This is a genomic window from Glutamicibacter sp. AOP12-B1-11, assembly GCF_052379245.1.
GTDB lineage: Bacteria > Actinomycetota > Actinomycetes > Actinomycetales > Micrococcaceae > Glutamicibacter.
The window spans coordinates 95121-120147 of sequence record NZ_JBQSYL010000001.1 but is presented as its reverse complement, the minus strand read 5'-3'; the positions used below and the strand labels follow the sequence as shown (position 1 = coordinate 120147).

Sequence of the window (25027 nt, the reverse complement as noted above, 5' to 3'; positions counted from 1 at the left end):
CCTAGCCTATGGTGTATTTCACAACTAATCCAGATGCTCGAATAAACTTCTGCCTAAAAGACAGATGTTTATTCCTTTGTTAACTCACGCGTTGCCCAAAGACGTGCCTGCGGACCCAGGCATGCATGGCGATACCGGCCGCCGAAGCCGCGTTTATCGATCGAGTTGAACCAAACTGCTCAATTGAAAGGGTGTCTTTCGCTGCCGCATGCACCTCTGGGCTGAGGCCCGGGCCTTCTTGGCCGAACACCAGCACACAGTTTCGTGGAAGTTCGTATGTCTCCAGAGGGACCGAATCGGGGAAAATATCAATCCCCAAAATGGTCAGCCCTTCACCTTCAGCCCAGATCACGAATTCATCCACGGTGGCATGGTGGCGGACATGTTGGTAACGATCGGTCACCATCGCACCTCGGCGATTCCAGCGTCGGCGGCCGATGATATGGACCTCCTTGGCGAGGAAGGCGTTTGCCGAGCGCACCACGGTGCCGATATTCATGTCGTGCTGCCAGTTCTCGATGGCGATATGGAAATCGTGGCGGCGTCCGTCGAGATCTGCAATGATCGCGTCCATCAACCAGTAGCGGTACTTGTCGGCGACGTTGCGCCGGTCGCCTTGGGCCAGCAGTTCAGGGTCATAGTGCGCATCGGTCGGCAGTTCACCCTGCCAAGGGCCAACGCCGATGATGTGTTGTGCTGCTGGGTCTGCCGTGGGTTCCTGCGATTCTTCGTTCACCCTTTAAGGGTAGTTGTTCGGCGAGGTGTCCACGTTCACGGCACTTACGGCAATTGCTGTGTAGGCTTTTAGTACCAGGGAAGTTGATCAATGACGAAACGTCCCACCATCACTGCCCAAGGAGGAATAACACCTCGTGACGACCATAACTCGAGCTTCGCGCACCATCCACGACATCAAAACCTGGCTGACCGACATGGACGGCGTGCTTGTCCATGAGAATCAGGCAATCAAGGGTGCCGCCGAGCTGATTCAGTACTGGCGCGAGAATGATTTGCGATTCCTCGTGTTGACCAATAACTCGATCTACACCCCACGCGACCTGCGTGCCCGATTGCTCGCCTCGGGCTTGGACGTTCCGGAGCAAAACATCTGGACCTCTGCCCTGGCCACCGCCGAGTTCCTGGCACGTCAGCGTCCCGGCGGACGTGCATTCGTAATCGGTGAAGCTGGTTTGACCACCGCCTTGCACGATGCCGGGTTCATCATGACCGATCAGAACCCGGATTATGTGGTGCTCGGTGAGACCCGCACTTACTCATTTGAGGCCATTACCAAGGCGATTCGTTTGATCGAGGGTGGCGCACGCTTCATCGCGACCAACCCGGACGCCACCGGCCCCTCGTCCGAGGGCCTGCTACCGGCCACCGGCGCGGTGGCGGCGCTGATCACTCGGGCCACCAACCGCGAACCATATGTGGTGGGCAAGCCCAATCCAATGATGTTCCGTTCGGCTCTGAACCGGATCGACGCGCACTCGGAAACCACCGCAATGATCGGCGACCGGATGGACACCGACATCATTGCCGGCATGGAAGCCGGACTGTTGACCGCGCTGGTCCACACCGGCATCACCGCCGCCGGCGATGTTGATACCTTCCCGTTCCGCCCGGATCTGCAATACCCCTCGGTGGCGACCCTGCACGGTGAGCTCGTCGCCGAAGGCGCCAGCGAACCAGCTGCCGGCAAGACTAAAAAGCCGTAGCCTGAGCCTTGAGATCCGCCCCTTGCCAACCATGGAAAGGGGCGGATACTTGTTTGCATGATGAGCCGCTCCTCCCAGCGGAGGCTACTGAAGTTCGTATTGCTTGCCGTAGGCATATATTTGGGCCTGACCCTTTTCATCGCCTTGAATTATGCGATGCGTTCCTGTCTGGGCCAAGGCGCCGAGTTGCACTGCTCGGTATCCAATACCGTCGTGTGAGGAGAGCACCGCCTGCTCGGATTTGCCATGCTCGCCTACTTGCTCGTAGTTCTCGGCCTGTGGGCCAAACGCCGCTGAGGTACCCAAGACGTATGCTTGATCCGTGAATCAGGAATCCGAATACCCGAACGCCGCACCACGCGGCCGCGGGCGGCCTAGGGGCAGCACCACGGGTTCGACCCGCCGGAAAATCTTGAAAGCCGCTACCGAAGAATTCAGCACCGTAGGTTTCGAGGCGGCAAGCATTCGTTCCGTGGCGCGCCGCGCGGGTGTCGATTCGGCTCTGGTTCACCACTACTTCAAAGACAAGACCGGGCTCTTCCTCGAAGCCCTCAATATGCCGGTTAATCCTGGGGAGCTGGTTGCCCAGGCAATGACCAGCCCGCTTGGCGAACTGGGCGAAGCCCTGGTGCGCACCGTCGTGACGGCGTGGGCAAACCCCGTCATTCGTCCTGCGGCCACCACCTTGATCCGAGGCATGCTTTCCAGCCAGTCGGCAACCAAGCTCATGCAGCCCTTCCTCCAAAAAGAACTGCTCGCGCGACTTGGCAGATCCTTGCCGCCCGCCGACGCTGACCGTCGGGCCGCGCTGGCAGCGACACAGATTATCGGAATGATTATCGGGCGGTACATTATTCAGCTCGAGCCGCTGGCATCGATGGAGGACGAGGAAGTAGTCGCCTGCATCGGGCCAGCCGTCCAGTGGCATCTGACAGGAAAAATGCCGTCCTAAATCCGTTGACTCCGGCTTTAAAGGGGTCTTTAATTCATTGCATGATGAATAAATCGGCATCCGTAATCGTGAACGGTTTGAGCGTGAAGCGAAGCAAGATGCTCGTACTTGAAGAGCTGAGTTTTGCGCTGTCCCCCGGACGCGTCATTGGCCTATTGGGGCCTAGCGGCAGCGGGAAGAGCACGCTGCTGCGGAGCATCGTCGGGAGCCAAATTATCACCCATGGCACCGTGACGGTACTCGGCTCCTCCGCCGGCGACAAGGCCCTGCGCCACCGAGTTGGCTACATGACGCAGGCAGCCAGCGTCTACGACGATCTCACCGTGCGCCAGAATATCGCCTACTTCGCAAGAATTCTTGGCCTGTCCGCCACGGAAGTTGACCGTGTCATCGCCTTGACCGACCTCGATCTCCAGTCGAGAAAATTAGCCATAGATCTTTCCGGAGGGCAACGCAACCGAGTGTCATTGGCCATTGCGCTGCTCGGAACACCCGATATCGTCATCCTCGATGAACCAACGGTCGGACTTGACCCGGTGCTTCGCTCCGATCTCTGGCGGCTGTTTACAGAACTTGCCGCCACCGGAATGAGCCTGCTGGTCTCCAGCCATGTCATGGATGAAGCGATGCGCTGCGACGAGTTGCTCCTGCTCCGCGAGGGTCAACTGCTAGCCCAGCTCACCCCGGCTGATCTGCTTGCACGCACTCGAACCGAGAATCCAGAAGAAGCCTTCCTGGCCCTAGTTGGCGGCGTAGGCGGCGCAACGCCGAACGTTGCACGGCCGAGTCCAAAACACCGCGCCGCGGGCAAGGAGAATCAACCATGATCCGCACGCTCGCCACATCCGGACGCGTCTTGCAGCAGATACGGCACGATCCACGAACCATTGCCCTCATGCTGGTGGTTCCTAGCTTGCTCATTGGGCTGATGTCCTGGATCTTCACCGATACACGAGTTTTTGCCCTGATCGGCCCAGCCATGATCGCGCTGTTTCCGTTCATCGTCATGTTTCTGGTGACCAGCATTGCCACGCTTCGTGAGCGCCGCAGCGGAACCCTGGAACGGTTGCTGAGTTTGCCGCTGGCCAAGGGGGAATTCATTCTTGGCTATGCGCTGGCATTCACCCTGATCGCAATCCTCCAAACGGTGATCGCAGTGTCATTTGCCGTCTGGGTGTGCGGCTTGGAAATCCAGGGAAGCCTTTGGCTGCTATTTTCGGTTGCTGCGCTCGACGCTTTGCTGGGCACCAGCCTGGGATTGATGGCCAGCGCCTTTGCCCGTACCGAATTCCAGGTGGTGCAGTTCATGCCGCTGTTCATCTTCCCGCAATTTCTGCTAGCCGGGATCATCCTTCCACGAGCGCAGCTTCCACGCCCTCTGGAGGTCTTCGGCGATTGGCTGCCGCTGTCTCATGCGATCGATGCGTTGAATGCAATCGCGAATGGCACCGAGGACTCGGCCACGACCGCGAGCCTTTTGGTGATCGCCGCGTGGATTATCGCGGCACTCATTGTAGGTTCGCTGACACTGCGCCGCAGGACACCATAACCGCCAGCCTCGAGACCCAGTGAGGTAGAGGCACTAGCCTGCCCGGGGTTTCTCAACGCTCTCTGCAGGGCAAAACTCGAAGCGCCAAAACATCGGGAGGCAAAAAGGCAGTGGGGACTGAGCAGAATCAGTCCCCACTGCCACTTATCTGAGTTCTAGTCTCGGGATTCCAGCCATGCGGCCGCATCTTGGACCAAGGCGACAGGCGGTTGCGCGATATCCAGTACGAGACCGGATTCGTCAGCTTCCAGCGGTTCGAGCGTTTCCAACTGCGACTGCAACAGTCCCACCGGCATGAAGTGGCCGGGCCGTGAGCCCATGCGCTCGGTCAACAACTCTTCCGAGCCGTGCAGGTGGATGAACACAGTTCCCGGTGCCTGCGCCCGAATCAGGTCACGGTATTTCCGCTTCAGCGCAGAGCAAGCGATGACCATCGATTCGTTGCTGAGCGCTCCCAAACGATTGCCGACCTCGCGAAGCCATGGCTCACGGTCCATATCGTCCAGTGGCTGCCCGGCAGCCATCTTGTCGATATTCGCCTGCGGGTGCAGTGAATCCCCATCGAGGAACCCGGCGTTCAGCTTCGTGCCGAGCAGTTCGCCGACCGTGGACTTGCCGCAACCGGAAACACCCATGACAATGACTCGGTTCAATGCGACAGCTCCTTGGGAAGTTTCCGTTTGCCCGGCGTGCGCAATAATTTGCTGGCTCACCAGTCGTGGACGGTGCCGTCGATAAGACGGTTGTAGGGCAGGTAGGCCTGCTGGTACGGGTAGGACAACGCTGCTTCATCATTGAATTCGACACCCAGGCCCGGCTTGTTGCCTGGGTGCAGGTAGCCGTCCTTGAAGGTCATGGACTGCTCGAAGACCGTGTTGGTGGCGTCCGAGTGCTGCATGTATTCCTGCATGCCGTTCGCGCTGGCCGGCACCGCAGAGGCCATCCGCGAGCAGTACAGCGATCTGCCGGGTTATGCGGAAACTACCGACGGGGAGCTCTACCCCTTCGGCTACGGCCTGACTTACTAGCAAGCCAAGGCTCAGGAACCGCAGCTCTATAAAAACTGGCCTGGATGGGGCGGACCAAAAGTCCCTCCCATCCAGGCCAGCGTCGGTTAACGTCTCCCGTCAACCAGCAAGTTCCTTGAGTATGTTGTTACAGGCCCAGCTCGGTCTTGCCGTAGGCGAAAAGGTACGGAACGCCGGCCTCGGCCTCGATACGCTCCTTGGCGCCGGTGTCGCGGTCAACGATCACGGCGACGGCAATGACGTTGCCGCCGGCCTTGCGCACGCCTTCGACTGCGGTCAAAGCGGAACCACCGGTAGTTGAGGTATCTTCCAGAACGATCACGTTCCTGCCTTCGACGCTCGGGCCTTCAACCTGGCGTCCCATCCCATAGGACTTCTGTGCCTTGCGCACCACGAATGCGTCAAGGCTACGGCCCCGGGTTCGCGCGGTGTGCATGATTGCGGTACCCACCGGGTCCGCGCCCATGGTCAAACCGCCAACATTGGTGAATTCAAGCTTGGCCTCGTCCAGCAGGTCGAGCATGACCTCGCCGATAAGTCCGGATGCTTCTTGCTGCAAGGAGACCCGGCGCAGATCGATATAGTAATCGGCTTCCTTGCCGGAGGAAAGAGTGACCTTGCCGCGCACGATGGCAAGTTCTTGGATCAGTTCTTTAAGCCGCTCACGGGCGCTGGTTTCGCTCATAGACACAATTCTAGTCGCCACAACGGAGTGGCCGTTGCAAGGAATGCCCTGTATGACGGCTATTCCTCGGTGCAGTTCACCACCAGGGCGCGGCGCTCCGAGAGCGGTCTCTAGCAGCCGCACATCATTACCTGATGATGCCATGCGTCCTGGCCCTGCCAGATTGCCAAGCGCGCCGCACATCCGCCCGGCGACGGATCGGTGGAACCGCGATTGAGCTGGCCGTACTTGTTTAAATTAGCCCCTAGCCCCAGCCGTAACTCCCGGCTAGGGTGGGATCATGAATGCGACTCGCCCCTTGGGTTTCTGGTTGAAATTGGTAGATTCGCTGATCGACGAGCAGTTTGCAGCGACCTTGGAAGAACACGGTGTTACGCGCCGGCAATGGCAGGTACTGAACCTGCTCGAGCAGAATCCTGCGTCGGAAGCCGAGCTCACCACGGGCCTCTCACCATTTTTTGCCTCGCCCGATGAACCTCAGTCCGTCACCGAACATCTGGCAGAGCTCGTGGAATCCGGGTGGATCTCGCGCCAGGGCGGTGAGTACATGATCACCGAACGCGGACATGTGTCATTGGTGAAGCTCAGCGAACTGGTTGAACGAATCCGTACCCAGTGCGGCGAGGGGCTCACCCCGGAGGCATACTCCACCACGGTGAGTTCCCTGGAACAGATGGCCAAGAACTTTGGCTGGGCCGAGGCTGAAACCGAGTAGCCTGCCGGGTGGAATGTTGAAAACAGATTAACTTTCCGCCCCGAACACCGGTATTTAGCCACTGCGCCCATTCTCATGCCTAGTATTGGATGCATGCGCGAACTGCAAGCAGAGATCATCGAAGAACTTGGCGTCAAGCCACAAATCATTCCGGCACAGGAGATCCAACGACGCGTGGGGTTCCTGAAGGACTACCTCGGAGCGACCGGAGCCAAGGGTTTCGTACTGGGAATTTCCGGTGGCATCGATTCCACCTTGGCCGGAAGGCTTGCGCAACTGGCGGTCCAAGAGGTCCGCGACGCCGGTGGCGAGGCGAACTTTGTCGCGGTCCGACTGCCCCATGGGGTGCAGAGCGACGCCGACGACGCGGCGAAGGCCATGGCGTTCATCGGCGCCGACGAGGAATTTGAAGTAAATATCGAAAAGCCCGTCAAGGCTCTGGATGAAGCGCTGGACAACGCGGGCCACCCACGCATCAGCGACTTCAACCGGGGTAACGCGAAGGCCCGGATGCGCATGATCGTGCAATACGCCATGGCAGGTGATCGCCGCATGCTGGTCCTCGGAACCGACCATGCAGCCGAATCGGTCACCGGATTCTTCACCAAGTTCGGGGATGGTGGCGCCGACCTTTTGCCTCTCGCCGGGTTGAATAAACGTCAGAACCAAGCCTTGCTGCGAGAATTGGGTGCTCCAGAGCTCCTTTGGGCCAAGGAACCAACCGCGGACCTATTAGACGGCCAGCCACAGCGGACAGATGAAGACGAGCTGGGGCTGAGCTACTCGCAGATTGATGACTACCTCGAAGGCCAGGAAGTCGATGCTGCCGCAGCCAAGACCATCGAGTCCCGCTTCCTCGGTTCGCGCCACAAGCGTACGGTTCCCGCGACCTACCTCGATACCTGGTGGCGCAGCTAGCTCTGCTCCTCGGGCATCGAGTCGGTTACTTCGAGAGCTTCGCGCAGGGTTTTGAAGTCGTCACTAATTTGTTTTCGTGGATGTTCGCTTACTCGTGCCAGCTTCCAGAAACCGCCAAACAGCAGTGGCAGGGCAACTGCAGCCCCGAGCACAACGCAGCTCAAACGCAGTTGCCGTGCCCCACGCGGAGCTACGGACGCCTTAGACCGCGATGCTCCTCGTATAGGTGGCGCATGCTGATGAATCTGCCCTAGCCAGTACTTTCCGGATTGGAACGTACTGTCGGAGCAAGAGTTCACTAGGACTCGGCCACCTACACAAGGGAACTCTCGCTAGACGAATGCGCTCACTCCGGTCAGCGCTCGTCCGACGATCAATGAATTAATTTCATAGGTGCCCTCATAGGTGTGCAGGATTTCAACATCGCAAAAGAACTTGGCCATCTCATGGTCGGTCACCACACCATTTCCGCCAAGCAGCGCACGGCCCAACGAGACCGTTTGGCGCGCGAGCCGCGTCGCAGTGGACTTGGCCAGCGCCGCGTCGACCATTTCCAGCTCGCCGCGTTCTTGCTTGCGCGCGATGTCCATCATCATCGACAGGCACGCCGTCGCATTGCCGGCAATCTCCGCCAAGGATTGCTGCACCAACTGGAACGAGGCAATGGGTTGGCCGAATTGCTGCCGGTCCTTGGCGTAAGCGGTACAGATATCCAAGGTTGCCAGCATGGCGCCGACCGCCTGCCACCCGACCCAGGCGCGAGACTGCATCAACAACGCATTCGCCGAGGCGAAGTTGACCGCGCCAGGGAGTTTATTCTCCACCGGAATGCGGACATTCTCCATTGAAATATCCGCGTTCTGCATGATGCGCAGGCCGATCTTATTTTCGATCTTGGTTGCGCTGTAGCCCGGACGGTCGCTTTCCACCAGAAAGGCCCCCACCGCTCCGCTCTCGGGACATTTTGCCCAGACCAACGCAAAATCGGCGATAGTTCCCATGCCGATCCAACGCTTGGCCCCGTTGATCACATATTCGTCGCCTTCGCGGGTCGCGGTGGTGTGGATGCCTCCGGCAATGTCCGAACCATGGTCGGGTTCGGTCAAGGCAAAGGCGCCAAAGGCTTGGAACATGGTGAGTTTTGGGAGCCAGGATTCACGCTGCTCAGCCGACCCGAGCGCATCGATCATGCCCACGATGAGCTCATTGTGGATGCCGACAATGGATGAAAGTGATACGTCGGCTCTTGAGATTTCCGCGTGGAGCAACCCGCGCAATAGATGCGAGGAGCCATCTAGCTGCACTCCCGCTAAACCGGCATCGGCCAACTCTCGCACAAGTCCTGCGGGAAATTCCTCGCGATTCCAGAACTCGATCGATTGCCGGCGAATGCGCGCCTGCAAAAACTCACGCACCTGCTCTAGTCGCGTCCGATCGGCCTCGTGCAGTTGGTGTGCCACACCCAATAGGTCCATCCGATTTCTCCTTCCAAACCCTTGGAAGTCCAAGTATATTGTTGGACTAAGACTTCCTTAGGGGGTAAATGTTGAATTCTCCATTGCCACGCGATCCGATTGCTCAGGCCCGCGAACAGTGGGTTGCCCATGGTTGGGCATCCGAAGCCAATGCCATGGCCGCAATCACCGCGGTGATGCGCACGGCGTCGATTTTCTTGCAGCGAGCCGATGCGTTTCTCAAGCCGCACGGGCTCACCTTTGCGCGTTTCGAAGTGCTCGCCTTGCTTGGGTTCTCCAAACGCGGTTCGCTCCCGATGAGCCACGCAAGCGAGCTGCTCCAGGTTCATGCTACGAGCTTGACGAATTCGGTGGACCGGCTAGAGGCCACCGGGCTGGTGCAACGAGTTGCACACCCTACCGATGGGCGAACCAGGCTCCTGGAGCTCACGGCCCAAGGCCTGGAGGTGCTCGACGCCGCCCGAACTGATTTGAACGCACAGCTCTTCGCCCAAAGCGATTTGGAAGCCGCAGACGCGACAGATCTATTCGAGATCCTCTCTCGTTTCCGCCGCGCCTCGGGCGACTTCCTATAACGAACCGTCTCGAATCGCATTGATGACCCCGGAAAAGTCGGTGCCTGCATTTCCCTCATCGCTGAACTTCCGATACAGCGCGGCCGCGAGACTGCCTAGCTGCGCATCGGTCTGCGTCTGCTCCAATGCGCTGGAGGCCAAGCCGAGATCCTTGGCCATCAACGCGGCAGCAAATCCAGGCTGATACTCCCGGTTGGCCGGCGAGCTAGGGACGGGGCCCGGGACCGGACAATTTGTTGTCACCGCCCAGCACTGCCCCGAAGCCGAGGAAATCACATCGAATAAGGCTTGGTGCTCCAGTCCCAAGCGCTCGCCTAGGACAAAGGCTTCCGCCGCTCCGAGCATGGAGATGCCCAAAAGCATATTGTTGCAAACCTTGGCCGCTTGCCCGGCCCCATGCCCACCGCAATGCACGACCCGCTTGCCCATGATTTCGAGCACCGGGTTGATCTGCGCCAGGTCGGCCTCATCGGCGCCGAGCATAAATGTCAGGGTTCCCGCTTCCGCGCCAACTACCCCACCGGAAACTGGAGCGTCGGCGCTTCGATGGCCGGCCGCCACCGCGAGCTGGGCGGCTTCGCGCGCCTGTGCCACATCGATAGTCGAGCACTCCAGGAACAACGTGTCCGCCTCGGCAGCCCCAAGCAGGTAGTCCCGGTAGGCATCCAATACATGCTGCCCGGTAGGGAACATGGTCAGCACGACATCCACGTCGCTCGCGGCTTCGGTCCCGGTAACCACAGTTTCAATTCCGGCCGCGGCGGCGGCTTCGAGGGCCGCAGGCACCACATCAAAAGCCTTGAGGCGATACCCGGCACGGTGCAAGTTGATGGCCATGGGAAGCCCCATATGGCCCAGTCCCAAGAATCCTATGATTGGTTTTTCGCTCATCTTCCACTCTTTTCTCGTAGCCCCTGCTCCAACAGTGCAAAATTCAATTCCGCTCCAGGCAATGGGGCGAAATGTCGTGCCGTTCGCTGTTCGCGCGTCAAATTACCCACTCGTTCGTGCCACCGCGGATTGCGATCCTTGTCGATCACCGCGGCTCGGATTCCTTCGGCGAAGTCCGGGTCATCCAGTCGGTTAACCGCGACCCTGAACTCGCGACGCAGATCCTCGCGCAGGTCCATCCCGGCACTGTCCAACAATTCATCGACGAGCCGCACCGAACTAGGGCAGGCGGCTCGAAGCGCCTTAGAAACCAGGCTGGCCTGAGCATCGCCGCTAGAGTCGAGCGCGGCGAGAATTGCCGGGACACTTGGTTCGGCGAAGGCCTGAACCCAATCGGCGCCCAGCATTCCCTGCTCGACGGTGCGCGCAAATCGCGTAATCACCTGGTCGGCTTCGAGACTCTCCAACTCGGTCAGCAGTTGCGGCAAGTTCGCCTGCGCCACGTAGTTGTCTGCCAGCCCCAAGGCAATGGTGTCCGCCGCGTGGAATCTCATCCCGGTTAGTGCCGCTAGGCGCCCTGCGGATTTTGCGCCCTTGGCCAGCAGGTGGGTGCCTCCCACATCCGGGAAGAAACCGATTCCCACTTCTGGCATACCGCAGCGGCTGGTCTCGGTCACGATGCGATGGCTGCCGTGGGCGGAAACCCCAATCCCGCCGCCAAGCACTATGCCGTCCATCAACGCCACGAACGGTTTCGGATACTCGTCAATGAGTACATTAAGTTGATACTCGATACGCCAGAACTCTTCGGTGGACCCATCTCGGTCCAAGATATCCCGGTAGATCGCCACAATATCGCCCCCTGCGCACAGGCCTCGCTCCCCCGCTCCGGTGATCGCGACCTGTCGCACCGCTGGATCATCACGCCATTCAAGCAACGCGTAGAGCATGCCCCGGCACATCTGCGTAGTGAGCGCATTGAGCGCTTTTGGCCTATTGAGAGTGATGAGTCCCAAATGTCCCCGGCGCTCGGTCAGAATGTCGGTCAAAATACCCACCCCTCGGTGATCGCTGTCACAGTTCATTCTCGAATATACTCGGACTTCCAAGTAAATTGAAGTGGCGCATGACAGCAAACTTGATAGGTTGAACTAGTGAAGATAGCGACCTGGAATGTGAACTCCCTGCGCGCCCGGGCTGACCGCGTCGAAGACTGGCTGCGCCGTACCGACGTTGATGTCCTGGCAATTCAGGAAACAAAATGCAAAGACGACAATTTCCCCTGGGAACTTTTCGAGAACAACGACTACGAGGTGGCGCATTTTGGCGTCAACCAGTGGAACGGCGTGGCAATCGCCTCCCGTGTGGGACTGGACGACGTCCAGCGCACGTTCCCGAATCAGCCAGAGTTCGGCAAGGGCGGGAAAGACCCGATCCAAGAACCCCGAGCCATCGCGGCCACCTGCGGTGGGGTTCGCATCTGGAGCCTCTATGTGCCCAACGGCCGGGCCCTGGATGACGAGCACATGGGCTACAAGCTCAACTGGCTCGACGAATTGAAGAAAAATTCGGTCGAATGGCTCGCCGCAGATCCACAAGCTCAAATTGCGCTGCTCGGCGACTGGAACATCGCGCCGAAAGACGAAGATGTCTGGGATATCCAGTTCTTCTTGGACAACCAGCTCACCCACGTCTCGGCCCCCGAGCGTGCCGCATTTGGCGCATTCGAAGACGCCGGTTTCACAGACGCAGTTCGCCCACACACCGAGGGCGCCTACACCTACTGGGATTACACACAGCTGCGCTTCCCGAAAGGCGAGGGCATGCGGATCGATTTCGCGTTGACTTCCCCCGCACTAACCGAACGGGTTACTACCGCGAGCATCGACCGCGAGGAACGCAAGGGCAAGGGCGCTAGCGACCATGCTCCGGTCATCGTGGAGCTGGACGACTAACCATGACCAGAAAATTGACTGGGCCATTGGCAGAGCTTACGGCGGCTACCGCGCATTTGCGCGTCTATGAACCGTTGGACGCTTTCGAGGATTGGGCCCAGTCAATTATCTTGCGCACCGGGCAGCGTAGCGCAAGCCATTGGGACAGCTTCGAGAACGAACGACTCTGGGAACGCACGCTACGCCCCATTTCGGACCCCTTCCCGCACCATGAAGCAGAGCATTTTCGCTCGCTAAAGATCCTTGACTACGAGGGCAACGAGCACACCCGCTACTGTCCCGGCCAGCTGCAGGCGCGCAGCGTGCTGGCCGCAGAACAAGCCGAGGAGGCCATCCGGACCGAGGTCCTCGACCTCCTGGTGCCTCCCGCAGCCCGTAGCGCGAATGCCGAGCGCGTTAATCCCGATCGGCTTGCGGCAGATCTCACACACCTGCATACCCGCACCTCCACCTGGGGCATACCGCTGAGCTGGTTTGCGCTCTTCCGGGAAGATGACGAGTACGAACAGGTTCATGTTGATGACCGGTTGCTCACGGTGCGGCTCATCGTGCCCTTCGACCAGGCGGTAGAACGCCTCTCTTGGGCAGTGCAAACGCTTGTGACCTATGCACCTCAGGCACCATTGTTTGAGGAGCTAGGCGCGCTCGGTAGCTGGCTTGAATCCTTCGATAGCCGGTCGGTGATCGAGCTGGACTATGGGATGCTTGCCGAGATCGTGTGGCCAGATGAATCCGCCAACGACCTCATGCACGGAATCCAAGCAATCGAAGACGGAGATCTGCCCACGGCGGCGGCGGCATATCGCCGACTGACGAACCGCTGGTTGGGTCCTCGGCATTTGGGCCGCGCAAACTAAACACTGCCCAGAGCAGCCGAATCAAAAAAGTATTTCGTTAACGCAAAAAGCTCCGGTTGAAACCGGAGCTTTTCTATTTGGCGACCCTGACGGGACTTGAACCCGCGACCTCCGCCGTGACAGGGCGGCGCGCTAACCAACTGCGCTACAGGGCCATGAGTTTTGAATCTAACTTCAAATCACATGGCAAAGCCCTCGGTATACCGAGGGCTGCGTGGCTCCGACCGGCGTCGATCCGGTGACCTTTCGATTTTCAGTCGAACGCTCTACCAACTGAGCTACAGAGCCTGGCACCACTGAGTGGACACCAGATTTATTGCCTAAACAATAAACCGAGCGACCCTGACGGGACTTGAACCCGCGACCTCCGCCGTGACAGGGCGGCGCGCTAACCAACTGCGCTACAGGGCCTTGCTTTCGCAAGCCAATGGATTTCTCCATCTGACAACCAACGAATTGGCTGTTTGTACCCCCAACGGGATTCGAACCCGTGCCGCTGCCGTGAAAGGGCAGTGTCCTAGGCCGCTAGACGATGGGGGCCTATATCTGCTGCGGTTTCTTTCGTCTCCGCTGCGGACTTCAATAACTATACGTGGCCTTTTTGCCATTTGCAAAACCGGCATCCGAAGGACTTTCGAAGGGCGCAAATCGATGGCGGACAGTAGGCTTGAATCATGGATCTGGAGATGAGCGACGACGAGTTTGATGAGCTGGTTCAGGCTGCCCTCGACGGCATCCCCGAGTCCGCGGTAACCATGATGGACAATGTTGTTTTCTTTATCGAGGACGAGTACGAGCCGCTGCCCGGAGAAACGAAAAATACCGAGATTCTGGGGCTATACGAGGGTGTTGCGCTGACCGAGCGAGATCTCGACTGGGCTTCAGGGGCACTGCCTGATCGAATCACGATCTTCAAAAACCCGACCCTCAGGGCCTGCGAAACGCGTGATGACGTCGTGCGGGAGGTTCGCATTACGGTCATGCACGAGGTGGCCCATCACTTCGGAATCGACGACGAAAAACTGCACGATTTGGGCTGGGGATAGCCCAAATCGGCAAAAACTAATATTGAGATGTGCGTCACGAAAAATACTCATATTTCTGGATTGCCTTGGCTTAGCCGTTCCTCGGGAGCGAATGCTGCGCACCCGTTTCCTGCTTAAGCCACAGGAATGCGGAAGCCCACAATCATTTCATCATCGGAGCACCTGCAGAACAGCGGGACCTTTTTGGAGCAAGCAGGCAAAATTCCGCTTCCAGGCCCGGGCCATGGCAACACCCCGTGACTCAGCATTCCCCGGCCGCCCAGCACCGGGCTTCGACTCTGGATTCGGCGCCAAGAACAGTTCCCGACCGCAAGACCCCTCGATGGCACAGCAATTAGCAGCTGCTCGCTACGCCAAACACGGAGAGCGGGGACCTCTGGCTTAGGGGAGGCGGGCCAGCAAGCAATGGACTCCAGCTGCAGCGGTAGAGACGGACGTCGAGATGCCCACTCGGGCCCAGGTGCAAGCCATTTCGAAACAGGATCCCTGCCCATCGCGTAGCAAAGTGGGGGCGTTCGGGGCCTACAACCCCAAAACGCCCCCACCGCCACAACGCCAGCTGTGAGATTCAATTCGAGTGCATCAAACGGGTCCCAACGACCGCCAGCGGCAAAGCCCGAGGGTCAGGACTACCCGCCCGCTTCTGTTCGCAGGCTCTAGAGAACGATGGTGCCCAAAGCTGAAATGACATCGGCGACGATATCCAGGTCGACGGTCGCATCCACGTCTGCGTCGACATCCGCTGCGGCGGCGACGCTCGCGGCTACGCCAGCTTCCAGATCGGCTTCCACGGTTGCGTCCACGGAGGCGTCAGCCAGCAGCTCTGCTTCGACGGTGGATTCCACGGCGGCTTCAACCTCGGCGGCAATCTCAGCGGCGGCGGTGGCGGTGAGGACATCGGCGTCGACAAGCACCTCGAGCTGGGCCGCGGTGTCAGCCTTCGCCTCGGCGGCTACCTGCGCAGCCACCTGCGCGGTGAGGTCGACGTCGAGTACCGCGCCGAGGGACAGCGCCGAGGCGCCGGCTACGCCAGCGAAGCTCAAAGACGCCGCGGCGATCAGCGCGGCGCCGGTTCGGGTGAAGTTCTTCATGGTGATGCTCCTTCGGGTCGGTCGCCGGCCCAGTTGACCGACGCACTGTTGACCACGCTATTGGCTACCGGCGAGTACCTATCGGTCGAATTCCAACAGTTCTGCTATTCACGGAGCTTGTTAAGCTTTCAGTCCCTGAAATGTCATTCACAGTTCCCCGCATGATGGGGTCCCCAAGCGGATCGAGTACTGTTCCGGGGTTGGCGGGAAATCCGTGATCGTATGCGAGCCGGTGCTGCTCGCCGATCGCTGCGGACTTGGTGGCGGGGTTCAGACGGTCCCGCTGGGATTCGCTTCCTAGAACCGAACGAACGCATGTTCCCGGATGCCCCTGGCTGGCGCTCGACAGGACCGCCTGCCGGGCAGAGCCTGCAATAGGCGGTGGCCAGAGGACTTCGGGCTCTTAGCCGGGGAGGCCGGCGGGTCCGGCAGCCGCATTAGCGCGTTTGTTGCACTGATTGCGCAGGGCATTTGGTGCAGCGCTGACTGCTTCAGCCGCAGCTCCGCGGACGATGCCCAGCCGCTTAGAAGGGCCGGACCGACGATGATGGACTACGGTGTGCCGAATTCCTGCGCTCGTGGATCGCTCTCGGCAGTTGCCAACCCTCTGGAGGATACGCAACAGCTCAACGTCTCTTACCGGCGCATTGTGTAACGCATTGTCGCCATTAAATGCTCGTGCCGCCATCCGGTGCCCACAAGGTCACGACTCAAACGTCACTCGAACACTTGGCCCGGAGCCATTTATTTCTCTGAAATAATTTCAGAACGCACCAAATAGGATGCACTTCCCCCAAATCATCCCTGAATTGGGCGAACAAATACCATCAATGTAATTCCTGTGACTGGTGTGACCAGTGTTGCCAACTACCTAATTTTTAGCCTAGTGTGCTATTTGGGAACTTAATCAAATCGCGACCTTCCGTTCTCGGATAATCACAATTCGACCATTTCCCAACTGTCATCACCTGAATCTAGTGAGGAACGATATGGCTAACCGCCACTCGCTCGGAGTTGCCGCGTGCACCCTGGCCCTAGCAGTCTCTTGCCTTGCTGGCGCCGTCCCGGCAGCCGCCGCCCCGTCGGCAGCGTTTCCCACCTCCGTCTCCGTTGCAGCAGCACCGTCGAACTCCCCGTTGCCATCGGCAGCAGAGGTTGAGTCGGCAAAGTCGAACAAGGCAGCAACCAACGAGATGATCGCGCGCCTTGAAGCATCGCTCGATTCCAGTCGCGTAGAACTCCAGCGCGTGGAAACGGCGGCCCTGGAAGCTCAGGAGTCCCTGCTGACCGCCGCAGAAGAACGCGACCTGCGGTCCGCGGAGGCCACCAAGGCAGTTGAACAGGTCGAATACGCGCAGCAGTATCTCGCACAAAGCCGCAATGATCTGGGCGCGATCGCTTCGGACATGTACCGCAATGGCGCAAGCAACTCCAGCCTGGGCATCTTGCTGCAGGACGATGAGTCAAACGATCTCTTCTACAAGGCAGCCACCATGAGCGCCTTGAGTGAGAACCGGTCACAAACGGTCAGCACCGCTACCGAGGCCGAAGCTCTGGTATCCGCGTGGGAAGAGTACGCAGACACCGCGCAGAAAGCCGCTAAGGCCGCAGCTGAGAACTACGATGCAGCCGCGACCACCGCCAGCGCCACGCTCACTACCTACGAGTCAGCGATTGCTCCGCAGAAAGAATTGCGTGACGAGCTCGTTGGACACCTCGCATTCCTGAAGGAACAGGAAGAGGAAGTAGTTCGCCAGCAGATCGCTGAAGCAGAAGAACAAGCTCAGGAGAAGGCTCTCCAGGAAGCCGTCGAGGCTCCGGAGGCTGATAAGCCAGTCACGAAAGATGACTTGGCAACCATGCAGCCACTGGCTATCGAAGCTCCTCAGGAACTGGAATTTATCGATTCCGAAGAAGCCAAGCCAAAGACGCTGACCCCGAAGGTCATCGACGTCGAAAAGGACGAGCCGAAGGCGCCGGAAAAGCCAAAGCAGACCGAAGCTCCGAAGGCACCAGAAAAGCCAAAGGAAACCCAGACACCAAAGGCCCCGGAAAAGCCCAAGGCAACTCCGCAGGCTCCCGAGAAGCCGAAGACCACCCCCAAGGAAACCGAGAAGCCGAAGGTTCTCCCTCAGGCACCGGAAAAGCCGAAGGTTATTGAGGAACCAAAGCCGAAGCCTAAGCCTAAGCCCGAACCCAAAAAGGTCCAGCCGAAGGCACCAGAAAAGCCAAAGGCAACCCCTAAGCCTTCGCCAAAGCCAGAGGTGAAGAAGGAAGAGCCTAAGCAGGAGCAGAATAACAACAGCAATTATTCTGCGGCGATCTCGTGGGCTCTGCAGACGGCCAACGATCCGAGCAAGCGCTACGTATTCGGCGGCAATGGGCCAAACGTTTTCGACTGCTCTAGCTTCTCGCAGACTGCATTCGCCAAGTCCGGCATCAGCTTGCCACGTACTTCCAGCCAGCAGTTCGCCAGCGCTCCGCAGTATGTCTCGCTGAGCCAGCTTCGCCCAGGTGACCTCGTGTTCTCCAGCTCGAATGGCGGAGCGTCGTTCTACCACGTGGCCATCTACATTGGTAACGGCCAGGTAGTCCACGCTCGCAACCCGAACGCCGGCATCACGGTGACTCCGCTGAGCTGGGTCAACAACATGTATCCGAAGGCAGCCCGCTACTAGGCAGGCGAGACCTCGAGAGAAAAGATGCTCCGCAGCCAGTTGGCTGCGGAGCATCTTTTGGCTCTGCCCTGCAATGCGCTTAGGGCTAGCGTTTTCAGCGCTACTGAAAAATATGGCCCGGAAGGAATACCTCCTCCCGGGCCATATTGGCCTACCTACTCGGCTCCGGTATCGAAATCCTTTCGGTTGGCCAGCCGTGGATCATCCCCGTCCGGAACTACCATCACCGGGCCCTTGGAGTGGTGCAAGACCCCTTGGCTGGTGGAGCCAAGCAGCATGCCGGCAAAACCACCGCGTCCGCGTGAACCGGTTACCGTGAGGACCGCATGTTCGGACTCGCGAATCAGCACCTCCACCGGCGGCCCGGAGATCACATCGGTTTCGACCTCGAGATTTGGGAAGTGTGATTTGATCCAGCGCCGCCCGACATCCATTTGATAGCGAACGTCCTCAAGCACCGCTTCCTGATCAACGGTGGCGGGCATCCACGCAAGGGCCGCCGAAACCGGCGAGACCGCGCACACCACGCGGAGCCTCAGGTCCCGGGCCAACGCCGCTTCCGCCGCCGCGAGCACCGCCGAGCGCGCGCGCTCCGAACCATCCACGCCGACAACAATCGTCTGGCGCTCCGGCGCATCCTCTAGGGTCTGCTCCTGCTCCTTGGCCATGGACAATGGCACCACCACGGTGGGGCACTTGGCGTGCGCCGGCAAAGCCGAGGAAACCGACCCCAGCAGCCTGCCTACGAAGCCTCCTCGGCCACGAGTGCCGACAACGACGAGCTCGGCATCCGCGCTCAGATCCAGCAGGACCCCAGAGGGATCTCCTGACTCGATGTAAGTGCGAATTGTTGCCTGGCTGCCCTCTAGCTCCGCGCGCGCTTGGCGCACGATGTCCTCGGCTCCGCCACGGATCAAATCGTCATCCAGTGTGGAGTACCCGGCGTCCATGGACGACGCGGCGAAAACGGGAATCGTGTAGGCGGACACGATATTCAGAACGCTGCCACGGCGCACCGCTTCTCGTTCTGCCCAGCGCAAGGCGCACTTGCTCTGCTGGGAACCGTCGGCGCCGACGACAATACCCTCGATTTTTTCAGTTTCGACTGGTGCTTCGTCACTCATCAGACTCGCTCCTCATTGACCTGTGATGGCATGGGGTGTGACCCCCCTTACAACCAATGTACTTCCAATCTTCGCCCACAGTGTGAGTTGGGTCTAATGATTTCACGCTAAGCCTACTCAGCTATGAGATCGGTATGTATCTATACCCAAAACGTCATAGAATTTTTACCATGCCCTCCACCACCAGAACAGTGTCTGAGACATCCTTCCCGGCGCGTGTTGACCGATACTTCAAAATCTCGGAACGCCGCTCAACTTTTGCAACCGAAGTCCGTGGCGGCATCGCCACCTTCTTCGCGATGAGCTATATCGTTGTGCTCAACCCGCTAGTGCTTTCCGGAGCCGACGCGTCCGGCGGCGAACTCGGAATCCAGCGCGTAGCTGCTGTCACCGCATTCGTTGCAGGTATCCTGACCATTTTGATGGGCATCTGGGCTCGCCACCCATTCGCGATGGCCACCGGGCTGGGCGTAAATGCCTTTGTTGCGATTACCGTGGCGACGAATCCGGAGCTTACCTGGCCAGATGTCATGGGGTTGGTGGTCGTCGCAGGTATCGTCATGTTCCTGTTGGTCCTCACCGGCTTTAGAACCGCCGTGTTCCGTGCTGTTCCGGCGGGCCTGAAAACGGCAATCGTGGTCGGCATCGGCATGTTCATCGCGCTGATCGGCTTGGTCAACGCTGGCTTCGTGCAGCGTATCCCCGATGCTGCGAATACCACCGTGCCGGTGGGCCTGGGTTTTGACGGCAAGCTGATGGGCTGGCCAATCGTGGTCTTTGTGGTCGGTTTGCTGCTGACCATGGCGTTGGTAGTGCGCAAGGTCAAGGGCGCTATCCTCATCGGAATCGTCGCCGCAGCAGCTTTGGCAAATATCTTCGAAGCCGTGTTCAACATCGGAGAGAAGGAGACGAGCACCTGGTCTTTGGTCGTCCCTTCGCTGCCAAGCTGGACGCTGCCGGATTTGAGCCTCATCGGCCAGGTCAATCTCTTTGGATCGTTTGAAAAGCTTGGCGTCACGGCGGCTTCATTGCTCGCCTTCGTGATTCTGCTGTCGATTTTCTTCGACGCCATGGGCACCATGGTTGGCTTGGCGTCCGAGGCGGGCGTCTTGGATAAAGACGGAAATATCCCGAATGTCGACAAGGTCCTGCTCGTTGATGCGGCCGGCGCCATCGTCGGCGGCGGCACCTCCAGCTCATCGGCCCAGATCTTCGTGGAGTCCGGTGCCGGCATCGGCGAAGGTGCACGTACCGGGCTGGCTTCGGTAGTCACCGGTCTAATGCTCATCGTGGCGATGTTCCTGACTCCGCTGATCCACCTTGTCCCTTTCGAAGCGGTCGCGCCCGCTTTAGTCGTTGTGGGCTTCATGATGGTTTCGCAGGTCTCGAAAATTGACTGGAATGATTGGGGCATTGCCCTGCCCGCGTTCCTGACCTTCACCCTGATGCCGTTCACCTTCTCCATCGCCAACGGCATCGGAGCTGGCTTCATCTCCTACGTGTTCATCCGAGCCGCGCAGGGCCGCGCGAAGGAGATCCACCCGTTGATGTGGGTTGTCGCTGCCGCCTTTGTGCTGTTCTTCGGCATCGGACTGATTGAGAATCTCATCGGAATGTAACCGAGGCAGAAGCAGCGCCGGCTCGGCATCGTATCCCTACGGTGCCGAGCCGGCGCTATTTAAAGCCACTCAGCGCGGGATCGGGCGTGGGGCGTAGATGAGTTCCTGCGTACGCCCATCGAGCAGCGTCGCGGATATCAGTTCAAGATCAAAATCGCCAAACCCCTCAAAGATGCGCTCGCGTCCGGTAATTCCGGTAATCACCGGGTAGAGCGTGAGCTGCAGAAAATCCACCAGTCCCGCACCCATCAGCGCCCGGTTCATCGACAGGCTGCCATGCGAGCGGAGCGGCATGGTTGATTCATTCTTCAACCTGCGCACCACATCGACGGCATCCGCGGATTCAAGCGTGCTGTTTTTCCAGCTCAGGTCGGTTTCGGCGTTCAGCGTAGAGGAGATGACAATTTTGGGTTGGGCCGACATTTTGGCAACCCACTCGTCCGGGTCTGCCCAATCCGCCAGCATAGACGACATCATCGTGTAGGTGGTGGCACCGAAAACCATGAGCGTCGGCCGGTCGTACAGGCGGCTGCGGTGTGCAAGGAGTTCGGGACCTTGCTTGCCCCAGTATCCTTCCCAGGGTTCGGTCGCGGCGGCAAACCCGTCGAGCGAACTGAAAACGTCAAACGTATAGGTCATCATGACCGCCCCTTAGCTGAGTCGACCATGCGTGGCACCTGTTCCGGCACCGATGGGCCGAGAGCACTCACCTTGGTCCTCTGCAGTCCAAAGAACAACGCCTCCGCACCCGTTGGGTAGCATGTGGGCTAAGGCAGTTAGGCGCAGACGGAGGATGAGGATGTCTCAAGGTAATAAATGGATTGAGATCGCCGCAGGGTTGAAGAATCAGGCTATGCGAACCGCATTGGGTCTGGTCCTCGCCGGTGCGCAAGAGCAGCTCAGCGACTCGGCCCAGAGCCGCAAGGACTTGCAGCGCTGGGCCAAGATCGGATTGCTCACCTCGCATGAAGGCCACTGGCAGCTGAACGATGAGCTGCTGGAGGAAACCCTCGCCGCGGCAGCAGCGTCCAGCACCCAGCGCGCTGGGGTCATGCGCTACTTCACCGGCCCACGGCTGAATGCCTTGCCCGCACGTCCGGCGGACCGCCTTGAAGTCATGCTCCATATCCGCGACCACGTGCTCTTCACCGGAGAATCCCTACGCGAGGATCAGCTCAACGAGCGGTTGCGGGTGATCCACGAAGACGTGGCGCTGCTACGCCGCTATCTGGTGGACCATGAGCTGGTCCACCGCGATCTCGACGGAAGCCGCTACCGCCTGCCGGCTAAATAATCGGTGCGGCTCCGGCGGCGAAGCGCGCCACCGCTGGACCCGAAACAAGTTGCGCCGGCAATGGAGCGGTGCGCAGATTCTTTTCGAAACTTGCCCCGAGAGCCAACGGTTCATCGCTGGCGAGGAAAACGATATTGCCGTACCGCCGGCCCTTGAACATCGGCGGGTCGGCAATCATTGCCACGTGCGCAAAGACCGAAAGCAAGGTGGCTGCCTCGGCTCGGGCGCCTGCCAGATCAGCCGAGTCGCCACAGTTCAGCAGGTACACGCCTCCTCGGTCCAGCACGCGTTGGGCCTGCTTGGCGTAGCCGATGGTGGTCAGCTCGCGCGGGGTTGTACTACCGGCGAACACATCGCGAATGATGATGTCGCGGCTGTCGTCGCTGAGCGTCGGAAGCACCTGCCCGGCATCACCCACACGCAATCGCACCAGCGGGGCGCGAGGCACCTCGAAACGGGTGCGCACCAGCTCGGCGAGCTTCGCATCGAGTTCCACCACGACTTGGCGAGCATTCTCGTAGGCGGCGGCCACCCAGCGGGCCATCGAGCAACCGCCACCACCAAGGTGCAGCACGCGCAGCTTGCGAGCACGTCCGTCGAATTGTTCGGCGGGGAATCCGAAGGTGAAGACGGGTTCCATCCAGCGCATGTATTCGAAGTCCAAATAACCTGGATCATCGAGGTCTATATGCGAAGAGGGAACACCATTGACTTTGAGGATGAAGCGATTCGCCCCATAGGGGTCCGGTTCGATCTCGGCCAAACCGGTATCGATCTCGTAGCTTCCAAGCATGACGTTGCTATCGGTCTTAGCCATGTCGGCGCACCATCCGAACCTCACGCAGTCCGGCCCAAGAGCCAACGAGCTCTTCGGAAGTTCCGTCCGGGACGAATCCATGCTTGCTGTAGAAAGCGACTGCTCGCTCATTTCCCGCCAGTACCCAGACCAGAGCGTCACGCTGGCCAAGTACGGTGTCCATTAGATGGGCGCCGAGTCCACCGCCGTAGTACTCTTCCAGCACGTAGAGCACGCCTAGTTCGATATCGACCCCGGTGTCCTGATCTTCTTCAATGGTTGGAGTGCCACCGGCTAAGCCAATAATCTTTCCGTCGCCGGACTCGGCGATCCAGAATTGGGCTCCCCCGGCCAACCCACGTTCCCACCAGGCCAGCTGCTGCTCGAGCTGCGCTTCGTGGTAGGCGAAGAACTCTTCGTCGCGGAAGCCCGAATAGGCTTGGCGCCAGGCCAGCAACTTCATTTCAAGGGCCGCCCGCAAATCTTGTTCTTGGGCTAGTCGGATTCGATACTCGTTCAAAAGTGACACATACATACATTACGTCAGCGAGGCCCCCTGCGTCGCTAAGCACCACTACCCTCCTACTTAAGGACTATTGCTTGTGGCCGAGGAGTTTGAAAAACTGCCTAGATAGTTACTTAAAATGCTGTAGCGAAAGGGTGGTCACTGGTGGATCGGAACGAAAAGTTCGCGAACTTTACCGGCGGTGTCGTGACAGGCCTAACGCTGGTCGTCTGCCTGTCGCCGACGTTCTGGATCATCTGCTTCGGATCACTGCTTTTGATTATCAGTTTCAGCCTGCTGGCCAGGTTTGAAGGCATCTGGGGACCAACCACTGCCAAGCACTGGTACTACATTCTTCCGATGATCCTTGCTCCAACGATCGGGGGGCTGCTACGCGAAACGGGTTACGCATTATGGCTCGGGGCCATCGTCGCGGTGCTCGGCGGTTTTGCGACAAACTTGCTCGTTCGGCGTTTCCCGCCGTTCAAGATTCCGGCGTCTTCGGTGGCGAGCCAGTATTCCACCAGCTCGCTCTCTGGCTAGATCACCCGAGCAATAGCAAATCCGTCCCAGCCCTTGGTCCCAACGGTCTGCAGTGCGGTTGCCGAGACCCGTGGTGAATCGCGCAGCCACCTGAGCCCCTCTTGCACGCCCCGCACATCAGCCTCGTTGGCCCCGTGCTCGGCCGCGTCGTCAAGCACCGCACCACCGCGAATGACGTTATCGAGGATCAGCACCGTCCCGGGACGCGAGAGTTCTAGGGCAAGTTCCAAGTAGCGCACGTTATTGCGTTTATCTGCGTCGATGAAAACCAGTTCAAATGGCGCAGTGCCCGCGGCGATCAGATTCTCAAGCGATCCCTTGGCTGCGCCAAGTTTGATCTCAACGCGCTCCGAAAGTCCGGCACGTTGCAAATTCTCACGGGCAATGGAAGCATGCAGGGGCTCAAATTCGCAAGAGATCACCTGCCCGCGCTCACCCACCCCACGAGCTAGCCAGCTCGTTGAATACCCGCCCAGCGTGCCGACCTCAAGCACACGCCGAGCACCGACTATCTCGGCCATCAGCTGCAGGAACTTGCCCTGAGCGGTGCTGACCTCGATTCGAGGCAAACCTGAGTCATGCGCATGTTCTCTACCGGCCTCAAGTTCTGGGATTTCGAGCCCCAGTGCCTCGTTGAGGTAGGTGTCGACCTCCGCGCTCTCACGTTCTGCAGAATGGCGGATCATCTCATTACTCCTCGCTGGATTCGATCGCCTGCTCTAGGCGCCGGACTTTTCCGTCCAATTCACCCGTATACCCCGGGCGAATATCTGCCTTGAGCACCAGCGAAACTCGAGATCCGTATTTGCTTACGGCCATGGTGGCGTCTTTGACGACAGCCATGACTTCGTCCCATTCGCCTTCGATTTCGGTGAACATCGAACTGGTGCGGTTCGGAAGCCCGGAGGCGCGAACTATGCGCACCGCTTCGGCTACGGCGTCATGAACCGAGGCATCGGCGTTGTCGGTACTTGGGGCAACTGAAAAAGCTACGATCATGTCTCTACTCT

The 25027-nt window shown here is 59.3% G+C and carries 29 protein-coding genes, 4 tRNA genes and 1 pseudogene; 15 read left to right on the top strand and 19 right to left on the bottom strand.

Going from position 1 to position 25027, the window contains the following annotated elements; translation table 11 throughout:
- Window positions 1-79: 79 nt before the first annotated feature.
- On the bottom strand, window positions 80-736 hold the full coding sequence (locus ACT3UQ_RS00625; protein ID WP_444636339.1) for a TrmH family RNA methyltransferase: 657 nt from the start codon (window positions 734-736) through the stop codon (window positions 80-82).
- A 136-nt stretch (window positions 737-872) separates the two neighbouring features.
- Here ACT3UQ_RS00625 and ACT3UQ_RS00620 point away from each other — a divergent pair, with 136 nt between their 5' ends.
- Window positions 873-1721, top strand: a complete 849-nt coding sequence (locus ACT3UQ_RS00620) for an HAD-IIA family hydrolase (RefSeq protein ID WP_258133574.1) — start codon at window positions 873-875, stop codon at window positions 1719-1721.
- Window positions 1722-1805: 84 nt separating this feature from the next.
- Here the strand turns inward: ACT3UQ_RS00620 and ACT3UQ_RS00615 are convergent, their stop codons facing one another.
- Window positions 1806-2027 carry a hypothetical protein gene (locus ACT3UQ_RS00615; protein ID WP_444636338.1) on the bottom strand — a complete coding sequence of 74 codons (222 nt, stop codon included), beginning with the start codon at window positions 2025-2027 and terminating at the stop codon, window positions 1806-1808.
- 16 nt (window positions 2028-2043) lie between these two features.
- Here ACT3UQ_RS00615 and ACT3UQ_RS00610 point away from each other — a divergent pair, with 16 nt between their 5' ends.
- The 3 genes from ACT3UQ_RS00610 to ACT3UQ_RS00600 are packed head-to-tail and all read left to right on the top strand — an operon-like array spanning window position 2044 to window position 4222.
- Window positions 2044-2673 carry a TetR/AcrR family transcriptional regulator gene (locus tag ACT3UQ_RS00610; protein WP_105553564.1) on the top strand — a complete coding sequence of 210 codons (630 nt, stop codon included), beginning with the start codon at window positions 2044-2046 and terminating at the stop codon, window positions 2671-2673.
- Window positions 2674-2714: 41 nt separating this feature from the next.
- A complete protein-coding gene (locus ACT3UQ_RS00605; protein ID WP_444636336.1) occupies window positions 2715-3500 on the top strand; it encodes an ABC transporter ATP-binding protein in 786 nt (261 codons plus the stop codon).
- On the top strand, window positions 3497-4222 hold the full coding sequence (locus ACT3UQ_RS00600) for an ABC transporter permease (protein WP_105553566.1): 726 nt from the start codon (window positions 3497-3499) through the stop codon (window positions 4220-4222). The genes ACT3UQ_RS00605 and ACT3UQ_RS00600 overlap by 4 nt, the downstream gene beginning before the upstream one ends.
- Window positions 4223-4377: 155 nt before the next feature.
- On the opposite strand, the gene ACT3UQ_RS00595 is transcribed toward ACT3UQ_RS00600, so the two are convergent.
- A complete protein-coding gene (locus tag ACT3UQ_RS00595) occupies window positions 4378-4875 on the bottom strand; it encodes a gluconokinase (RefSeq protein ID WP_258133575.1) in 498 nt (165 codons plus the stop codon).
- A 56-nt stretch (window positions 4876-4931) separates the two neighbouring features.
- Window positions 4932-5135: pseudogene (locus ACT3UQ_RS00590) on the bottom strand (bifunctional D-altronate/D-mannonate dehydratase); the annotation flags it as partial.
- Here ACT3UQ_RS00590 and ACT3UQ_RS00585 point away from each other — a divergent pair.
- A complete protein-coding gene (locus ACT3UQ_RS00585) occupies window positions 5119-5250 on the top strand; it encodes a hypothetical protein (protein ID WP_258134014.1) in 132 nt (43 codons plus the stop codon). The pseudogene ACT3UQ_RS00590 and the gene ACT3UQ_RS00585 overlap by 17 nt on opposite strands.
- Window positions 5251-5377: 127 nt before the next feature.
- Here ACT3UQ_RS00585 and pyrE read toward each other — a convergent pair whose 3' ends face one another.
- Window positions 5378-5935 carry an orotate phosphoribosyltransferase gene (gene pyrE, locus ACT3UQ_RS00580; protein WP_105553568.1) on the bottom strand — a complete coding sequence of 186 codons (558 nt, stop codon included), beginning with the start codon at window positions 5933-5935 and terminating at the stop codon, window positions 5378-5380.
- A 280-nt stretch (window positions 5936-6215) separates the two neighbouring features.
- On the opposite strand from pyrE, the gene ACT3UQ_RS00575 reads away from it, so the two are divergent.
- Both ACT3UQ_RS00575 and nadE read left to right on the top strand, forming a co-directional pair.
- Window positions 6216-6650: a MarR family winged helix-turn-helix transcriptional regulator gene (locus tag ACT3UQ_RS00575; RefSeq protein ID WP_105553569.1), complete on the top strand. Its 435-nt coding sequence runs from the start codon at window positions 6216-6218 to the stop codon at window positions 6648-6650.
- A 93-nt stretch (window positions 6651-6743) separates the two neighbouring features.
- Window positions 6744-7568 (top strand): ammonia-dependent NAD(+) synthetase, encoded by an 825-nt coding sequence (gene nadE / locus ACT3UQ_RS00570; RefSeq protein ID WP_444636335.1) that lies wholly within the window; start codon window positions 6744-6746, stop codon window positions 7566-7568.
- Window positions 7569-7900: 332 nt separating this feature from the next.
- Here the strand turns inward: nadE and ACT3UQ_RS00565 are convergent, their stop codons facing one another.
- Window positions 7901-9043, bottom strand: a complete 1143-nt coding sequence (locus ACT3UQ_RS00565) for an acyl-CoA dehydrogenase family protein (protein ID WP_444636334.1) — start codon at window positions 9041-9043, stop codon at window positions 7901-7903.
- 71 nt (window positions 9044-9114) lie between these two features.
- Between ACT3UQ_RS00565 and ACT3UQ_RS00560 the strand changes: the two genes are divergently transcribed.
- Complete coding sequence (locus ACT3UQ_RS00560) at window positions 9115-9618, top strand: MarR family winged helix-turn-helix transcriptional regulator (protein WP_444636363.1); 504 nt, start codon at window positions 9115-9117, stop codon at window positions 9616-9618.
- On the opposite strand, the gene mmsB is transcribed toward ACT3UQ_RS00560, so the two are convergent.
- Together mmsB and ACT3UQ_RS00550 are read right to left on the bottom strand one after the other, a co-directional pair.
- Window positions 9613-10509, bottom strand: coding sequence for a 3-hydroxyisobutyrate dehydrogenase (gene mmsB / locus ACT3UQ_RS00555; protein WP_444636333.1), 897 nt, complete (start codon window positions 10507-10509; stop codon window positions 9613-9615). The two genes, ACT3UQ_RS00560 and mmsB, sit on opposite strands and share 6 nt — an antisense overlap.
- Window positions 10506-11558: a 3-hydroxyisobutyryl-CoA hydrolase gene (locus ACT3UQ_RS00550; protein WP_444636332.1), complete on the bottom strand. Its 1053-nt coding sequence runs from the start codon at window positions 11556-11558 to the stop codon at window positions 10506-10508. Before ACT3UQ_RS00550 ends, mmsB begins: the two co-directional genes overlap by 4 nt.
- Before the next feature lie 105 nt (window positions 11559-11663).
- Here ACT3UQ_RS00550 and ACT3UQ_RS00545 point away from each other — a divergent pair, with 105 nt between their 5' ends.
- Entirely contained in the window at window positions 11664-12464 is an 801-nt protein-coding gene (locus ACT3UQ_RS00545; RefSeq protein WP_105553574.1) for an exodeoxyribonuclease III, read from the top strand.
- A gap of 26 nt (window positions 12465-12490) precedes the next feature.
- On the top strand, window positions 12491-13321 hold the full coding sequence (locus ACT3UQ_RS00540; RefSeq protein WP_146114036.1) for a hypothetical protein: 831 nt from the start codon (window positions 12491-12493) through the stop codon (window positions 13319-13321).
- 78 nt (window positions 13322-13399) lie between these two features.
- Here the strand turns inward: ACT3UQ_RS00540 and ACT3UQ_RS00535 are convergent.
- The 4 genes from ACT3UQ_RS00535 to ACT3UQ_RS00520 form a co-directional block, all read right to left on the bottom strand.
- Window positions 13400-13476, bottom strand: a tRNA-Asp gene (locus tag ACT3UQ_RS00535).
- A gap of 60 nt (window positions 13477-13536) precedes the next feature.
- Window positions 13537-13609 (bottom strand) — tRNA-Phe (locus tag ACT3UQ_RS00530).
- Between the two features lie 49 nt (window positions 13610-13658).
- Window positions 13659-13732, bottom strand: a tRNA-Asp gene (locus ACT3UQ_RS00525).
- A 56-nt stretch (window positions 13733-13788) separates the two neighbouring features.
- Window positions 13789-13861, bottom strand: a tRNA-Glu gene (locus ACT3UQ_RS00520).
- A gap of 134 nt (window positions 13862-13995) precedes the next feature.
- Here ACT3UQ_RS00520 and ACT3UQ_RS00515 point away from each other — a divergent pair.
- The gene (locus tag ACT3UQ_RS00515) at window positions 13996-14367 is read left to right on the top strand and encodes a metallopeptidase family protein (RefSeq protein WP_444636331.1); all 372 of its coding nucleotides are present in this window, start codon (window positions 13996-13998) and stop codon (window positions 14365-14367) included.
- A gap of 656 nt (window positions 14368-15023) precedes the next feature.
- Here the strand turns inward: ACT3UQ_RS00515 and ACT3UQ_RS00510 are convergent.
- A complete protein-coding gene (locus ACT3UQ_RS00510) occupies window positions 15024-15458 on the bottom strand; it encodes a hypothetical protein (RefSeq protein ID WP_105553577.1) in 435 nt (144 codons plus the stop codon).
- 989 nt (window positions 15459-16447) lie between these two features.
- Between ACT3UQ_RS00510 and ACT3UQ_RS00505 the strand changes: the two genes are divergently transcribed.
- A complete protein-coding gene (locus tag ACT3UQ_RS00505) occupies window positions 16448-18136 on the top strand; it encodes an NlpC/P60 family protein (protein ID WP_105553579.1) in 1689 nt (562 codons plus the stop codon).
- 155 nt (window positions 18137-18291) lie between these two features.
- Here the strand turns inward: ACT3UQ_RS00505 and ACT3UQ_RS00500 are convergent, their stop codons facing one another.
- Entirely contained in the window at window positions 18292-19260 is a 969-nt protein-coding gene (locus ACT3UQ_RS00500; RefSeq protein WP_105553580.1) for a universal stress protein, read from the bottom strand.
- Between the two features lie 170 nt (window positions 19261-19430).
- Between ACT3UQ_RS00500 and ACT3UQ_RS00495 the strand changes: the two genes are divergently transcribed.
- Complete coding sequence (locus tag ACT3UQ_RS00495) at window positions 19431-20879, top strand: NCS2 family permease (RefSeq protein WP_105553581.1); 1449 nt, start codon at window positions 19431-19433, stop codon at window positions 20877-20879.
- Between the two features lie 69 nt (window positions 20880-20948).
- On the opposite strand, the gene ACT3UQ_RS00490 is transcribed toward ACT3UQ_RS00495, so the two are convergent.
- On the bottom strand, window positions 20949-21521 hold the full coding sequence (locus ACT3UQ_RS00490; protein ID WP_105649822.1) for a dihydrofolate reductase family protein: 573 nt from the start codon (window positions 21519-21521) through the stop codon (window positions 20949-20951).
- A gap of 211 nt (window positions 21522-21732) precedes the next feature.
- Between ACT3UQ_RS00490 and ACT3UQ_RS00485 the strand changes: the two genes are divergently transcribed.
- Entirely contained in the window at window positions 21733-22173 is a 441-nt protein-coding gene (locus ACT3UQ_RS00485; RefSeq protein ID WP_444636329.1) for a DUF2087 domain-containing protein, read from the top strand.
- On the opposite strand, the gene ACT3UQ_RS00480 is transcribed toward ACT3UQ_RS00485, so the two are convergent.
- Together ACT3UQ_RS00480 and ACT3UQ_RS00475 are read right to left on the bottom strand one after the other, a co-directional pair.
- Window positions 22166-22990 (bottom strand): spermidine synthase, encoded by an 825-nt coding sequence (locus tag ACT3UQ_RS00480; RefSeq protein WP_444636328.1) that lies wholly within the window; start codon window positions 22988-22990, stop codon window positions 22166-22168. The two genes, ACT3UQ_RS00485 and ACT3UQ_RS00480, sit on opposite strands and share 8 nt — an antisense overlap.
- Window positions 22983-23498: a GNAT family N-acetyltransferase gene (locus ACT3UQ_RS00475; protein ID WP_105553682.1), complete on the bottom strand. Its 516-nt coding sequence runs from the start codon at window positions 23496-23498 to the stop codon at window positions 22983-22985. Before ACT3UQ_RS00475 ends, ACT3UQ_RS00480 begins: the two co-directional genes overlap by 8 nt.
- A 141-nt stretch (window positions 23499-23639) precedes the next feature.
- Here ACT3UQ_RS00475 and ACT3UQ_RS00470 point away from each other — a divergent pair, with 141 nt between their 5' ends.
- On the top strand, window positions 23640-24017 hold the full coding sequence (locus ACT3UQ_RS00470; RefSeq protein ID WP_105553584.1) for a hypothetical protein: 378 nt from the start codon (window positions 23640-23642) through the stop codon (window positions 24015-24017).
- On the opposite strand, the gene ACT3UQ_RS00465 is transcribed toward ACT3UQ_RS00470, so the two are convergent.
- Window positions 24014-24703 (bottom strand): O-methyltransferase, encoded by a 690-nt coding sequence (locus ACT3UQ_RS00465; RefSeq protein ID WP_105649820.1) that lies wholly within the window; start codon window positions 24701-24703, stop codon window positions 24014-24016. The two genes, ACT3UQ_RS00470 and ACT3UQ_RS00465, sit on opposite strands and share 4 nt — an antisense overlap.
- 4 nt (window positions 24704-24707) lie before the next feature.
- Window positions 24708-25016, bottom strand: a complete 309-nt coding sequence (locus ACT3UQ_RS00460) for a thiamine-binding protein (RefSeq protein ID WP_105553586.1) — start codon at window positions 25014-25016, stop codon at window positions 24708-24710.
- Window positions 25017-25027 lie beyond the last annotated feature (11 nt).